Below are 13,999 nucleotides of genomic sequence, written 5' to 3' on the forward strand. Positions count from 1 at the left end.
GATTTCAACATTCATATTCTATTCATTTGCTTGAGTAAGTGGGGACGATGACGTTATGATTGTTCATCTTCCTCTATTCCTTACAAATGTTCATGAAATCAGCGATCCCATCTTTAATGGTTCAAGGCACCACTTCGGATGCCGGAAAAAGTGTCCTTGTGGCAGGTTTATGCCGTGTATTAGTAAGAAAAGGGATAAATGTTGCCCCATTTAAGCCACAAAACATGGCACTAAATAGTGCGGTAACCAAAGATGGCGGTGAAATAGGTCGAGCACAGGCCGTTCAGGCACAGGCGTGTAATATTGAGCCAACCGTACATATGAATCCGGTTTTGATTAAACCTAACAGTGATACAGGTGCTCAGATCATTTTGCAGGGTAAGGCGATTTCCAATATGGATGCGGCTGGCTTTCATGATTACAAGAAAGTGGCGATGGACACGGTGTTAGATTCCTTCTCTCGTCTGACTCAAGAATTTGATTCGATCATTATCGAGGGCGCGGGGAGTCCTGCTGAAATCAATTTACGAGAAGGCGATATTGCAAACATGGGTTTTGCTGAGGCCGCTGATGTACCAGTGATCATTGTTGCTGATATTGATCGTGGTGGAGTGTTTGCACATTTGTACGGAACACTTGCGTTACTTTCTGAATCTGAACAAGCGCGAGTAAAAGGATTTGTTATCAACCGTTTTCGAGGTGATATTCGTTTATTGCAATCGGGCCTCGATTGGCTAGAAGAAAAAACAGGTAAACCTGTACTTGGTGTACTTCCTTTTCTCCATGGTTTGAATTTAGAAGCAGAAGACGCGATCACTGCGCAGCAAGAGTTGCACTCTGAGGTAAAACTGAATGTTGTTGTGCCTGTTTTAACCCGGATTAGTAATCATACTGATTTTGATGTGCTGCGATTGAATCCAGATATCAATTTACGTTATGTGGGTAAAGGCGAAAAAATAGATAAAGCCGACCTGGTTATTTTGCCTGGGACCAAATCAGTGAGAGACGACTTAGAGTATCTAAGAAGCCAAGAGTGGGATAAAGATATCTTGCGTCATATTCGTCTTGGTGGAAAAGTGATTGGTATCTGTGGCGGCTACCAGATGCTTGGAAACTTGATTGATGATCCAAACGGCGTCGAAGGCCAACCAGGTCAAAGTGAAGGACTTGGCTTGCTTGATATCACTACGACGCTAACTAACAGCAAACAGCTTACAAACACACAAGCACAGCTTTCTCTTAACGGCAAAACAGCCAATGTAAAGGGTTATGAAATCCACGTAGGGCGAAGTGAAGTACGGGGCCTGCAACCTCTTACATTCAGTTCCGGTGAAGCGGAGGGGGCGATCAGCGAGTGTGGCCAAATCATGGGAACCTACCTTCACGGGTTCTTTGACGAGGCAGATGTCTTAAGCCTGGTATCAGAATGGGTAAACGGCACCCAAATCAAACAACAAGACTTTGAAGAGTTAAAGGAGCAAGGCATTAATCGCATCGCAGATGCGATAGAACAACATGTGCGCCTTGATTTTTTGTTTAAATAGCCCATTAACTGATTGAACTTTATATTTAAATAACCTGTTCTTTCGCTTGCCTTGTATTGGAGTATCTCTATGAAAGCATGGAAACAGTATGCTTGCCTTACGGTAGTATTAAGCATTTCATTTTCAGCAAACGCATCAACGAACCTAAAAGTGTATGCAGCCTCTTCTATGACGAATGCGATTAACGAGATCGCGCAAAACTTTGAAGAAAAGTATGACGTTTCTATCACTCCCGTTTATGGTGGTTCTTCTTCTATCGCTCGACAAATTATCAATGGCGCACCAGCGGATGTATTCATTTCTGCGAACACGAAATGGATGGATTATTTGGTCGATAAAGACGTCATTCATCGTGACAATGTCACAAATCTAGTGCGCAATAGCTTAGTGTTGATTGCTCCTCAGTCTTCAGAATTAACCTCAATTAACTTTTCTGATGCAAAGGCATGGGAGAAGGCATTGCATGGAAATCGTCTTGCTTTAGGCAATCCGACGTCAGTACCTGCTGGTATGTACGCGAAAGAGTCATTGACTACACTGGGTGTATGGAAAGCGGTTCAAACTCACGTCGCACCAGCAAAGAATGTGCGCTTAGCTTTGGCGTTGGTTGAACGTGGAGAAGCGCCTTTAGGTGTGGTCTACAAAACCGATGCTCAGTTAACTGATAAAGTCAAAATTGTCGGCGAATTTGCGAGTGATACGCATGCGGCTATTGTTTACCCGGCTGCAATTGTGAATGATTCTACTGAGTCGGAGCAGTTCTTCCAGTACCTAAAATCGGACGAAGCCGCACGCGTTTTTGCTCAATATGGCTTTCAGCAATAAACCGGCCTTCAATTATAGGAACGAAGCGTGACAGAACTGGAATACCAAGCCTTAATGTTAAGCCTCAAAGTAGGCGCGTACGCAGTACTTTGGCTGATTCCTCTCGGCGTTTTTCTTGCTTGGCTACTTTCTCGAAAAACGTTCTTTGGTAAATCGATTCTCGATAGCTTAATTCATTTACCACTGGTATTGCCGCCAGTGGTAATCGGCTATTTGTTGTTGATTTCTTTAGGACGACAAGGGTTCCTTGGAAAGTGGCTCTATGAAAACTTAGGGGTAGTCTTTAGCTTTAATTGGAAAGGGGCAGTAGTCGCTTGTCTTGTCGTGGCTTTGCCTTTGATGGTTCGTTCAGTACGCTTAAGCTTAGATAGCGTCGACCCTAAATTGGAGCACGCAGCCTCTACGTTAGGCGCTTCTCCTTTAAAAGTGTTTCTCACCATCACGTTACCACTGACCATTCCCGGAATTATTACGGGCACGATGCTGTCATTTGCTCGTAGTCTTGGCGAATTCGGGGCGACGATCAGTTTTGTCTCTAACATTCCGGGTGAGACCCAAACGATTCCGCTGGCAATGTACAACTTTATTGAAACGCCAGGTGCAGAAATGCAGGCGGCTCGTCTGTGTATCATTTCTATCGCGTTAGCCTTGTCTACATTAATGATCTCTGAATGGCTAAATCGTAAAGCGGCAAGCAGATTGGGTGCGAAGCAATGACGATTAAAGTCCAATTTAAACAAATGCTTGGTGAGACTGACTTCGACATCAAACTTAAGTTACCCTGTAACGGAATTAGTGCCTTGTTTGGACGATCTGGTGCTGGTAAAACGACGTTGATTAACATCATCAGCGGATTGGTCACTCCAAGGCAAGGGTATGTTGCGGTTGGTGAGCATGTTTTGTTTGACAGTGAACAGGGAATAAACCTACCAACGCACAAGCGTGGCATTGGTTATGTGTTTCAGGATTCACGTTTGTTTCCTCACTATTCGGTTCAAGGCAATTTGTTGTATGGCGTTAAAGAAAAAGATGACGAGTATTTTGATGCAGTCACCGAACTCTTGTCTATCAAACCGTTACTAAAGCGCTTTCCGGTATCACTTTCTGGTGGTGAAAAGCAACGTGTTGCGATTGCGCGCGCATTGCTATCTAAACCCAATTTGCTTTTGATGGATGAGCCACTTGCCTCACTCGATATGCCTAGAAAGCGTGAGGTAATGCCTTTTCTTGAGGAGTTGTCGGAGAAGGTAAATATTCCTATTATCTATGTCACACACAGTCTCCAGGAAATTTTAAGGCTTGCTCAGCACCTTGCAATTATTGACCAAGGTAAAATTTCGAGTTCAGGTAAGCTTGAGGAAGTGTGGGCTTCTCATGCTATGCGCCCATGGCAATCTTTCTCAGAGCAAAGCAGCTTATTTGAAGGCCGGATTGCTGAACATCATGAACGTTATGCACTGACTTGTATCAGCCTTGCACCTAATGTATTCCTGTGGGTGCAAAAGATTGACGGAACACCAGACACGCCAATACGCTTGCAAGTGCGTGCCAACGACGTTTCTATCACGCTCGAGCAGTCCAAGGCGACGTCGATTCGAAATATTTTGCCTGCTATTGTCGATTCCATCGAGGTGTTTAATGCAGCCGATGACAAGCAGAGTATTAATGTATCACTCAAGCTAGACGAGAAATGTTATTTGTGGGCAACGATCACACCGTGGGCCCTTGATGATCTCAACCTAAAAGTTGGTAGCCGTGTTTTTGCACAAATTAAAGGTGTCAGTGTGACACAAAAAGATATGGCACTAGCGCCTCATTAACCGTTTAGACTGATTTACGCTTCATGATCAAAAAAGGCCGCAAAGTGCGGCCTTTGTTACTAGAAGAATGTCGGAATTACTTCGCGAATACTTCTTTGAATTCACGCTTAAGAAGTGGGTCACGACGTGCTTTCTTAAGTTGCTTAACCATGTCTTTCACACAGTTGTGAAGCACATTATCAAGTAGTTGAGCACGGTATTCTTCTTTATCTTCATCTGTCATGTTTTCAGGCAGATTAAGAGTAGGAAACTCTTCCATCACATTAATACCAGCGAATGCTTGGCCTACAGAAACTAGAGCATGAAACTGTTCAAAGTTGTCTAGAATGTTCTGTGCGCTTGCTGGCATTTCGTCCCATGATTCACGTACCGCTTCTTCAGACACTTCATGGATAGAGGTAACCATTTCGAACATTTGCTCTGGAACTTCGTCAAATTCGATAACTTTACGTAGCTCTGGAGAAATGCTGGCTAGATCGATTTTTTTGCTTTCGCTGTTAGTTGCTTCTGACATGGTGTGTCTCTCATTACAAAAAGGCGGGAATATTAATACCAAATGCATCAAATAGCTATACCCATTAGTCCGCAAGATGACCAAAGTGAATGAGTTTGTTGAACTTCTGCTCACAGGCCATGATTAGATAGGGTAACGTCCAGTCTAACTGCTTTATGCAATGGATTCCGTGATATTCAAACAAAAATATAGCACTTAATTATTAGTCGAATGCAACAACTCTATGAGTATGGTATATGTTTAATAAAGACATAATTAAAAATGGAACGCGTTATGCAACCGACAGGGACATCGATGCGAATCCTTCTGGTTGACGATGTTCAGCTAGACAGGATGCAGTTGGCTATTCGTCTAAAGCAACTTGGACATATTGTAAAAGCCGTAGGTAGTGGACTAGAGGCGTTAAATACCTACGAGAGTTTTGATCCGGAACTGGTGTTACTCGATATATCAATGCCAGATATGAACGGTTTTGAAGTCTCTCTTCATATAAGAGAAACGTTTCCGGATTGGATCCCAATTATTTTCTTGAGTAGTCACGAAGAGCCAGAAATGATTGCTAAAGCCATAGACGCGGGCGGTGATGACTATTTAATTAAGCCGGTAGATAAACTGGTACTGAACTCTAAACTTATCGCAATGCAGCGTATTGCTCATATGAGACGAGAGCTTAAGCAAGCGACAGCTCAATTAGAGCAAGTTAATCAACTTTTGACTCAGCAAGCGAATGAAGATGGCCTAACCAAACTCTATAACCGCCGTTATATCGACCATAAGTTGGAATCGATGGTTGCATGGCATGGCCGTCACAATATGCCAATGGCTTTGATTCTATTGGACGTCGATTTTTTTAAACCGTTTAATGATAATTACGGTCATATTGAAGGCGACCGTTGCTTGCAAGCGATTGCGAATCAACTAAAGGCGACGTTTTGTCGCTCTGGGGAATATGTAGGTCGATATGGTGGAGAAGAGTTTGTTGTGTTGCTAGGGTGTACCGACACTCAAACAGCAGAAAGAGAAGCCGAGCGTATACAAGAGGCTATGTATTTTCTCGATTACCCACATGAGTATTCTAGTGTGTCAAATAGAGTGACGGTGTCACAGGGTGTTTTTGTTTTTCAACCGACAGGGAAAGAAGTGCAATCAGACTTGTATGCAACCGTTGATAAAGCGCTATATACCTCGAAGTCTTTGGGAAGAAACACACATACTGTAGTTAATTCTTTTTAAAAACAAAATCTTATGAATGCCACTCTTTTTGTTGCGTTGTCACTTTTTGGTGGTTATTTTAAAGCTAACTCAAAGTAAGATAGGCAAACAGTGCGAACGGAATGTCGCAATCGGGCGTATACCTTATACCTATGATTAGATAGATAACATCGGGATAGTGGCAACGATGAGTGCAGTTGTTATGCTGATGGGGAAGTTCGGTTTTGTTTTAAACCCAGACAAGCTTGTTAACTTTCACGATTGGTTAGGGCCTAACGAAGCTTTATGCAGTTACGTCCGGCCTTTTTCGCTTTGTAAAGTGCTTCGTCCGCTGATTTAATGACGTCCAGAGGAGCTTGCCCATTCCGGCTATCAGCAACTCCGAAACTTGCGGTAACAAAAACCGACTTTCTTTTCGAACTGTTGCTACCACGACGTTTTTGTCCTTGTTTATGGTTCTCAGGGCGAGATTCTTCATCGCGTAATATCATCTCGTATTCTGCAATCGATTTGCGAGCTTCTTCCAAAAAGTTCTTACATTCGTCAGCGTATTTGCCTTTAAAAACGATGGTAAATTCTTCTCCGCCAAATCGATAAACTTTTGCGCCGCCTGGGGTTTTAGTGAGGCGCGAAGCGACCATTTTTAGAACGTCATCACCAGTATCGTGACCGTAGGTGTCGTTAAACTTTTTAAAATGGTCAACATCAAGCATTGCGATCGTGAACTTCTTACCCATGTGTTTTAGATCGAGATCAAGTGCACGTCTGCTCGGAATCAGCGTTAGGCTATCGGTGAAAGCCAGTTGATGGCTAGCGGAAGCGGCATAAATAATGATAAGCAGCCCTGTTAGCGTAAACATGGTGCTTGATATGTACTGCACATCAAAGAAAATGAACGTCGCAGACGCCAATACCATGGCAGAGTAGGTCATCGCATGGATAATTTCATTCTTCTTTAAAACAAGGATTCCAAGAAAACAGACAATACCCACGCAATATAAAACAAGAATTAAAGGCAGTTTAGAGACCGTAGGTACAATAAATAAAATACCGCTTGTCCATTGTTCAAACCCTCCTTCAACGTAATATGCTAGCGTTAGATAAGACCAAAGAACGAACATTGCTAACATCAAGATGTAAGTCAACATGGCTCTAGAGTCAAAACCTTCTTTACTAAACAAAAATACCGTAAGAAACGAGACAGGAAGTAACGTGGCTAAAATGGTTAGCTCAAGTAAAGCGGTACCACTTTGAAGCGGGACTTGTAGGCGGTGCTGTATCACGAAGTAGGCTAGCAACATTGCCAAGCACACCATGGACTCTCTGCCTTGCTTAAATGAATAACAAAGGAGTAGCGCACAACCTAATAGTATGTACGGCAAGTTTGCGGCAATGCCCCAGTTTGCCTGAGTCATCTGAATAATGCTGTCCATGCCCGAACTCACTATGCCCAGTAGCAAAAAAGGGAATAAGAATCTGAAGCCTGATGAAGTCATTGACGATGAGGACATCTATTACAAACTGCCTGAAAATAGTTGACTATATAATTGGTTAGGTAAATCGTTTTATCAATATGGATATTTATCCGTTATTGAATTTCGAACTTTGAGAACTAGCAAGAATACGTCTATTTGTTCCTTTTCCCAAGTATTTTGGAAGACATTACGGCAAAAAGAGAGAGATTGATTAAATTAAGAGCAATCAATAAGTTGTTATAAACAAGTCGTTGCTATACTCATTTCATAGGAAAAAGGAGATTTACAGATGCAGATAAGCTCAGATGTGCACAATTACATGGAAACCTTAGTAGGCCAGGTTCTCAGTTTGCCCGAATTTTTAGAACAGTATGACAACGAACAGTTAGCCGATATTGCTTGCCTTGCGCTTATCCAGCTCAAGCCTGTCTATATCCGTCATGATATTGATTTTTTGTCTTCACTTCCTGAACAAAAATTAGGCCAGTTTAAGCAAAGCGCGGATATAGCGGTGAAAAACGCCGCAGAAATGGTGAAAGAAGACAGGCGTAAGAACCGAGAGTATGATGTGCCTGTAATTTTTTCCCATACTAGTTATGATGATGACAAAGAGTTGGATTGGTATGAAAAACCGATCCTTAACGTTAATATTAAGTAAGAGTCGCTCAGTTGACTAGTGAGCTGACCCAAGGAGGAATCGTGGGATTTTTTTCGCGTTTGTTTGGTGGTAGTGAGAAAACGGTTGAAGCCAAAAATATCGAACCAGTTGAATATAAAGGTTTCCTTATTTACCCAGAGAGCCTTTCAGAGGGCGGACAATATCGCATCGCTGGTCGAATAGAAAAGCATGACAATGATGAAGTGAAAACACATCGGTTTATTCGCTCCGATTTGCTTGGCTCAGAGCAAGATGCCAATGACCTTATGTTGAAGAAATCTCAAATGTTTATTGATCAAATGGGCGATAAAATCTTCGACTAGCAATTTACTGCAATTTGATTCCAGTCATCTTAAAAAGAGCCGTTAGTGTATATGCTAGTGGCTCTTTCTTTTTAACGCTTAAATCTCTGTTAAGTCAGTATTTAATCGTTACCTGGTTAGACCTCAGTCTAGTACGGTGTTGCGTTGTTATTTTTCGTGCACAGAGCAACAATCATTCATTACTTAGCGTTATATGTAATGAAATTTAGTATTTAAATTACAAAACACTTGAAGTAATGAGACGCGTTCGATACAAACAGAATAATAACAGGGCTGTTAGTCAAGGTGTTATTGTGCAAATGGGTGTCCCCAAACATCATCTTTCGTTTGCAATTGTCTTGCGTGGTAAACAGATAGAAATAAAAAAGAATTAGAGTAGAGCGACGCTCTGTTTTGGGACTAATTTATTGATATGTATACAAGGAGTATGCGTTTTGCAAATCGGTGTACCTAAAGAGATACTCGCGGGTGAATCGCGAGTGGCTGCATCGCCGAAGTCGGTTGAGCAGTTAATAAAATTGGGATTCGATGTCGCGATTGAATCCCAAGCGGGGGTGCTAGCGAGTTTCGATGATGCCGCTTATGAAGCAGCTGGTGCGAAAATCGTTTCTAGTGAAGAAGTTTGGGCATCTGGCCTTATTTTAAAAGTTAATGCGCCAATTGTGGATGATGAGCAAGGCATTGACGAAATTGCGTTACTGCAAGATGGAGCAACACTGGTTAGCTTTATTTGGCCGGCTCAAAATGCTGAGTTGATGGAACAACTTTCAAGTAAGAACATTAACGTTCTTGCCATGGATTCCGTTCCTCGTATCTCACGTGCACAAGCCTTAGACGCGCTATCTTCGATGGCTAATATCGCTGGTTATCGTGCAGTGGTTGAGGCAGCTCATGAGTTTGGTCGTTTCTTTACAGGTCAAATTACGGCTGCCGGTAAAGTACCTCCAGCGAAAGTATTGGTTGCGGGTGCTGGCGTCGCTGGCTTGGCGGCTATCGGTGCTGCAGGTAGCTTAGGTGCCATTGTCCGTGCGTTTGACGTCCGCCCAGAAGTAAAAGAGCAAGTTGAATCGATGGGCGCTGAGTTCCTGACCGTTGACTTTCAAGAAGAGTCAGGCTCTGGGGATGGCTACGCAAAAGAAATGTCTGATGACTTCAACAAAAAAGCGGCAGAGTTATACGCAGAGCAAGCTAAAGATGTTGATATCATTATTACGACCGCGCTCATCCCTGGTAAACCTGCGCCGAAGTTGATCACCAAAGAAATGGTCGACAGCATGAAAGCGGGCAGTGTAATTGTCGACTTGGCAGCTGCTAATGGCGGTAACTGTGAATATACAGTGAAAGACCAAGTTATCATGACGGATAACGGGGTAAAAATTGTTGGTTACACTGACATGGTTGGTCGTTTGCCTACACAATCTTCTCAGCTTTACGCGACAAACCTTGTTAACCTTCTAAAACTGCTGTGTAAAGAGAAAGATGGCAACATCAATATTGATTTTGAAGATGTTGTTATCCGAGGCGTTACCGTGGTGAAAGAAGGTGAAGTTACTTGGCCAGCGCCACCAATTCAGGTTTCAGCTCAGCCGCAAGTGAAACAAGAACAGCCTGTGAAGCCAGAGCCTAAAGTAGAAGAACCTACGTCTCCAACGAAGAAAATTATTGGTGTGGCAGCGGCTGTTGGAGCCTTTGCATGGGTAGCATCGGTTGCTCCAGCAGCGTTTCTTTCTCACTTTACTGTATTTGTTCTAGCGTGTGTTGTCGGATACTACGTAGTATGGAATGTTACCCATGCACTTCATACTCCACTAATGTCAGTAACGAATGCCATCTCTGGCATTATTGTCGTTGGTGCATTACTGCAAATTGGACAAGGTAATGGCGTCGTTTCATTCCTATCTTTTATTGCCGTATTGATCGCGAGTATCAATATCTTCGGTGGTTTCACCGTCACCAAGCGTATGCTTGAAATGTTCCGCAAAGATAAATAGGAGTCACAATGTCTGCAGGATTAGTACAAGCAGCTTACATTGTTGCTGCATTATTTTTCATCATGAGTTTGGCGGGGCTTTCAAAGCAAGAGTCTGCTCGTAATGGTAACTACTACGGTATCGCTGGTATGACGATCGCGCTGATAGCGACGATCTTTAGCCCAGATGCGCAAGGTTTTGGTTGGATCATTATCGCGATGGCGATAGGTGGTGCGATCGGTATTTTCTATGCGAAGAAAGTAGAAATGACCGAGATGCCAGAACTGGTTGCGATTCTACACAGCTTTGTAGGTTTAGCTGCGGTTTTAGTTGGCTACAACAGCTACCTAGATGCGCCAGAAGCAGCAACACATGCTGAGCATGTTATCCACCTTGTAGAAGTATTCTTGGGTGTGTTCATCGGTGCCGTAACTTTCACCGGTTCAATTGTCGCATTTGGTAAGCTGCGTGGTGTGATTTCTTCGTCGCCACTTAACCTGCCTCATAAGCACAAAATGAACCTCGCAGCGGTTGTTATTTCTACGCTTCTTATGATCTACTTCGTAAAAGCAGATGGCAGCATGTTCGCTCTTATTGTGATGACTTTGATCGCGTTCGCATTCGGCTACCATTTAGTCGCTTCAATCGGTGGTGCTGATATGCCAGTTGTTGTCTCTATGTTGAACTCATACTCAGGTTGGGCAGCAGCGGCAGCAGGTTTCATGCTAGCAAATGATCTATTGATTGTAACAGGTGCTTTGGTAGGTTCATCAGGTGCGATTCTTTCTTACATCATGTGTAAAGCAATGAACCGTTCGTTTATCAGTGTTATTGCCGGTGGTTTTGGTCAAGAGATAGTGATTTCAGGTGACGAAGAGCAGGGCGAATATCGTGAAACAACGGCTGAAGAAGTTGCAGAGATGTTGAAGAACTCAAAATCAGTAATCATCACTCCAGGATATGGCATGGCAGTAGCTCAGGCACAATACCCTGTTCATGAAATTACTGATGTACTTCGTTCACAAGGTATTGAAGTTCGCTTTGGGATTCACCCAGTAGCGGGTCGTCTACCGGGGCATATGAATGTGTTACTCGCTGAAGCAAAAGTACCGTATGATATCGTTCTTGAAATGGATGAAATCAATGATGACTTTGCAGAAACCGATACCGTATTGGTTATCGGTGCTAACGATACGGTCAACCCAGCCGCACTGGAAGATCCGAACAGCCCAATCGCTGGTATGCCCGTATTGGAGGTATGGAACGCGAAAAACGTAGTGGTATTCAAGCGCTCAATGAATACTGGTTACGCAGGAGTACAGAACCCACTGTTCTTCAAAGAAAATACATCAATGCTATTTGGTGATGCGAAAGAAAGTGTTGAGTCTATTTTTAAAGCACTTTAACCATTCTTGATTTAAAACTATACAGGGTCAGCAATCGCTGGCCCTTTTTTGTTCCGTTTCAATGTTATAGTAATGCAAATCCTTCTGTTAGCAGATGTCAATTGCTTGTAGATTGATGTATAGTTTTGGCTAATGTAACAAGTGACGGTAACAGTTTGATTAAAAAGTTTTTGCTCGGTTTTGCAACTGTATTGCCGCTTTTTTCGGCACCTGCATTTTCCGATTCACTACCAGAAAGAATAGATACGTTTACAGAGCTATTTAACTATGAAGTAGCTCTTAAGTCGTACGATATTCGTATTCTGCAATCAAATTATCCTACCAAGTTACTTGCGCCAGATTCGCTTCTGCCGCAAACGTCTGACTATCCGTTAAAAGATATCCAACAGCTTTACAGCTTGGCGAATACTTGTCGTGGCAAATTACCATTAAGTCCTTTAATTACTGAGCCTTTAGTATTTACAAGGGCGATTTGTAAAGGGACGCAGCTGACACCTCGTTGGTTCTCGCGTAGTGGTCTCATTCACCCTGGTGGTGGGACGTATGCGGCACGTTATGTGGATAAGTATCCAGAACTCAAACCCAAACTATCTCAGTACATGCATATAAAAGAGCGTGATAACGAGGAAGGGGATGAGTTGCTAGAAAGCTTGAAAAACATGGATGACGACGCCATTAATGCTTTGATTGCAGGCGCGAGCATGTTTATTGAAGGTAACGAACTTTGGTTAAGACGTGGTGACCGTTACTTTGTTTTCGAGAAAGATATCTGGCAAGAGAACGTAGCGAATGCGGGTCTGTCATACGCTCTAGCGTCTCAAAGCAAAAGTTGCTTTGTTAAACGAGGTAATATTTGTTGGGATGTAGAAGATCACTCGCAAGTTTTGCGGATCAGTATGATCATACTGGTAATCGCCAATATTCTTTTGGTGATTGGTTGGGCGGTGTACCGTTGGAATAGCAAGCGAGAAGAACTACGTAGTAGAATGCTCGTGTTGCAAATTTTAACGCATGAGCTCAGAACACCGATTGCATCTCTGTCACTAACGGTTGAGGGCTTTCGTCGAGAGTTCGAGCATTTGCCTGAAAGTGTGTATGACGAATTCCGCAGATTGTGTGAAGATACGCGCCGCCTGCGTCAATTGGCAGAAGCGAGTAAAGATTATTTGCAATCTGATAACCAAATGCTTGCAACAGACTGGGTACCATCCGTTGCAGATTGGTTAGAATTTAAGATCGAAGAAGAATTTGATAGTGCCGTGCTTTTTAACATCAATGAAGATGTGGCTGCTAAAGTTAATGTGTACTGGTTAGGAACTTGTATCGATAACTTGCTTCGTAATGCGCTTAAGTACGGTGTCGCACCGGTTGAATTGGATGTCTCAACTAGTGAAGAAAAAATAGTATTCCAAGTCCGAGATGCAGGAGGCCTAACGGCTAAAGATTGGGCAAATTTGAAGAAACCGTTCGTAAGTAAGAGCGGGTTAGGACTTGGATTAACAATCGTTGAATCTATGGTAGGCCGCATGGGCGGAAAAATGTCCTTAATGGGACCACCTACAACTTTTATATTGGAGATACCTTGTGAAACAGACACTGCTTCTCGTTGAGGACGATAAAAACTTGGCTGACGGCCTGTTAGTAAGCCTGGAACAAGCAGGATATGAGTGTTTACATGTGGAGCGTATTGCAGACGTAGAGCCACAATGGAAAAAAGCTGACTTGGTAATTCTCGATCGCCAACTCCCAGATGGTGACTCTGTACAATGTCTCCCAGAATGGAAACAGATTAAAGACGTACCAGTTATCTTGTTAACGGCACTTGTTACCGTAAAAGATAAAGTTGCAGGTCTTGATTCCGGCGCGAACGACTACTTAACAAAGCCTTTTGCTGAGGCGGAGCTTTTTGCGAGAATCCGTGCACAGCTACGAGCACCGGATTCAGCAGAACAAAGCAACGCTGATAAAGTGATTACAAAAGACTTAGAGATTGACCGCTCGACTCGTGAAGTGACTTATAAAGACGAGCTAATTACGCTTACTCGAACAGAGTTTGATTTGCTGCTATTTTTGGCGTCAAACTTAGGTCGCGTGTTTACTCGTGATGAGCTACTTGACCACGTTTGGGGTTACAATCATTTCCCGACAACACGTACGGTTGATACACATGTACTACAGCTTCGTCAAAAACTGCCAGGACTGGAAATTGAAACACTTCGTGGTGTTGGCTACAAGATGAAAGCATAAGTCGT

General features: G+C 43.0%; 13 protein-coding genes. 11 read left to right on the forward strand and 2 right to left on the reverse strand.

What is annotated here, in order from left to right:
- The first annotated feature begins 92 nt into the window (after positions 1-92).
- The 4 genes from R7E47_RS14800 to modC all read left to right on the forward strand — a co-directional run bounded on the left by R7E47_RS14800 (position 93) and on the right by modC (position 4,189).
- Positions 93-1,544 (forward strand): cobyric acid synthase, encoded by a 1,452-nt coding sequence (locus R7E47_RS14800; RefSeq protein ID WP_318084529.1) that lies wholly within the window; start codon positions 93-95, stop codon positions 1,542-1,544.
- Between the two features lie 69 nt (positions 1,545-1,613).
- The gene (gene modA, locus R7E47_RS14805; RefSeq protein WP_258474457.1) at positions 1,614-2,369 is read left to right on the forward strand and encodes a molybdate ABC transporter substrate-binding protein; all 756 of its coding nucleotides are present in this window, start codon (positions 1,614-1,616) and stop codon (positions 2,367-2,369) included.
- A 27-nt stretch (positions 2,370-2,396) separates the two neighbouring features.
- Positions 2,397-3,086 carry a molybdate ABC transporter permease subunit gene (modB, locus tag R7E47_RS14810; RefSeq protein WP_138940294.1) on the forward strand — a complete coding sequence of 230 codons (690 nt, stop codon included), beginning with the start codon at positions 2,397-2,399 and terminating at the stop codon, positions 3,084-3,086.
- The gene (gene modC / locus R7E47_RS14815; RefSeq protein ID WP_017634620.1) at positions 3,083-4,189 is read left to right on the forward strand and encodes a molybdenum ABC transporter ATP-binding protein ModC; all 1,107 of its coding nucleotides are present in this window, start codon (positions 3,083-3,085) and stop codon (positions 4,187-4,189) included. Before modB ends, modC begins: the two co-directional genes overlap by 4 nt.
- A gap of 76 nt (positions 4,190-4,265) precedes the next feature.
- On the opposite strand, the gene R7E47_RS14820 is transcribed toward modC, so the two are convergent.
- Positions 4,266-4,703 (reverse strand): DUF3069 domain-containing protein, encoded by a 438-nt coding sequence (locus R7E47_RS14820; RefSeq protein WP_005376232.1) that lies wholly within the window; start codon positions 4,701-4,703, stop codon positions 4,266-4,268.
- 273 nt (positions 4,704-4,976) lie between these two features.
- Between R7E47_RS14820 and R7E47_RS14825 the strand changes: the two genes are divergently transcribed.
- Positions 4,977-5,936 carry a diguanylate cyclase gene (locus R7E47_RS14825; RefSeq protein ID WP_017634619.1) on the forward strand — a complete coding sequence of 320 codons (960 nt, stop codon included), beginning with the start codon at positions 4,977-4,979 and terminating at the stop codon, positions 5,934-5,936.
- A gap of 251 nt (positions 5,937-6,187) precedes the next feature.
- On the opposite strand, the gene R7E47_RS14830 is transcribed toward R7E47_RS14825, so the two are convergent.
- Positions 6,188-7,426, reverse strand: coding sequence for a sensor domain-containing diguanylate cyclase (locus R7E47_RS14830; protein ID WP_025998618.1), 1,239 nt, complete (start codon positions 7,424-7,426; stop codon positions 6,188-6,190).
- Positions 7,427-7,679: 253 nt separating this feature from the next.
- Between R7E47_RS14830 and R7E47_RS14835 the strand changes: the two genes are divergently transcribed.
- The 6 genes from R7E47_RS14835 to vxrB all read left to right on the forward strand — a co-directional run bounded on the left by R7E47_RS14835 (position 7,680) and on the right by vxrB (position 13,994).
- Positions 7,680-8,048 carry a late competence development ComFB family protein gene (locus R7E47_RS14835; RefSeq protein ID WP_053303639.1) on the forward strand — a complete coding sequence of 123 codons (369 nt, stop codon included), beginning with the start codon at positions 7,680-7,682 and terminating at the stop codon, positions 8,046-8,048.
- Positions 8,049-8,089: 41 nt separating this feature from the next.
- The gene (locus tag R7E47_RS14840) at positions 8,090-8,371 is read left to right on the forward strand and encodes an HlyU family transcriptional regulator (protein ID WP_005376244.1); all 282 of its coding nucleotides are present in this window, start codon (positions 8,090-8,092) and stop codon (positions 8,369-8,371) included.
- A gap of 434 nt (positions 8,372-8,805) precedes the next feature.
- The gene (locus R7E47_RS14845) at positions 8,806-10,362 is read left to right on the forward strand and encodes a Re/Si-specific NAD(P)(+) transhydrogenase subunit alpha (protein ID WP_054575447.1); all 1,557 of its coding nucleotides are present in this window, start codon (positions 8,806-8,808) and stop codon (positions 10,360-10,362) included.
- Positions 10,363-10,370: 8 nt separating this feature from the next.
- Positions 10,371-11,747, forward strand: coding sequence for a Re/Si-specific NAD(P)(+) transhydrogenase subunit beta (gene pntB / locus R7E47_RS14850; protein ID WP_005376248.1), 1,377 nt, complete (start codon positions 10,371-10,373; stop codon positions 11,745-11,747).
- Between the two features lie 155 nt (positions 11,748-11,902).
- Positions 11,903-13,357 (forward strand): sensor histidine kinase VxrA, encoded by a 1,455-nt coding sequence (gene vxrA / locus R7E47_RS14855; protein ID WP_025767766.1) that lies wholly within the window; start codon positions 11,903-11,905, stop codon positions 13,355-13,357.
- Complete coding sequence (vxrB, locus tag R7E47_RS14860) at positions 13,332-13,994, forward strand: response regulator transcription factor VxrB (RefSeq protein ID WP_005376251.1); 663 nt, start codon at positions 13,332-13,334, stop codon at positions 13,992-13,994. Before vxrA ends, vxrB begins: the two co-directional genes overlap by 26 nt.
- Positions 13,995-13,999: the final 5 nt, after the last annotated feature.

The sequence above is a fragment of the Vibrio sp. Vb1026 genome (assembly GCF_033338745.1).
Taxonomy (GTDB): domain Bacteria; phylum Pseudomonadota; class Gammaproteobacteria; order Enterobacterales; family Vibrionaceae; genus Vibrio; species Vibrio alginolyticus.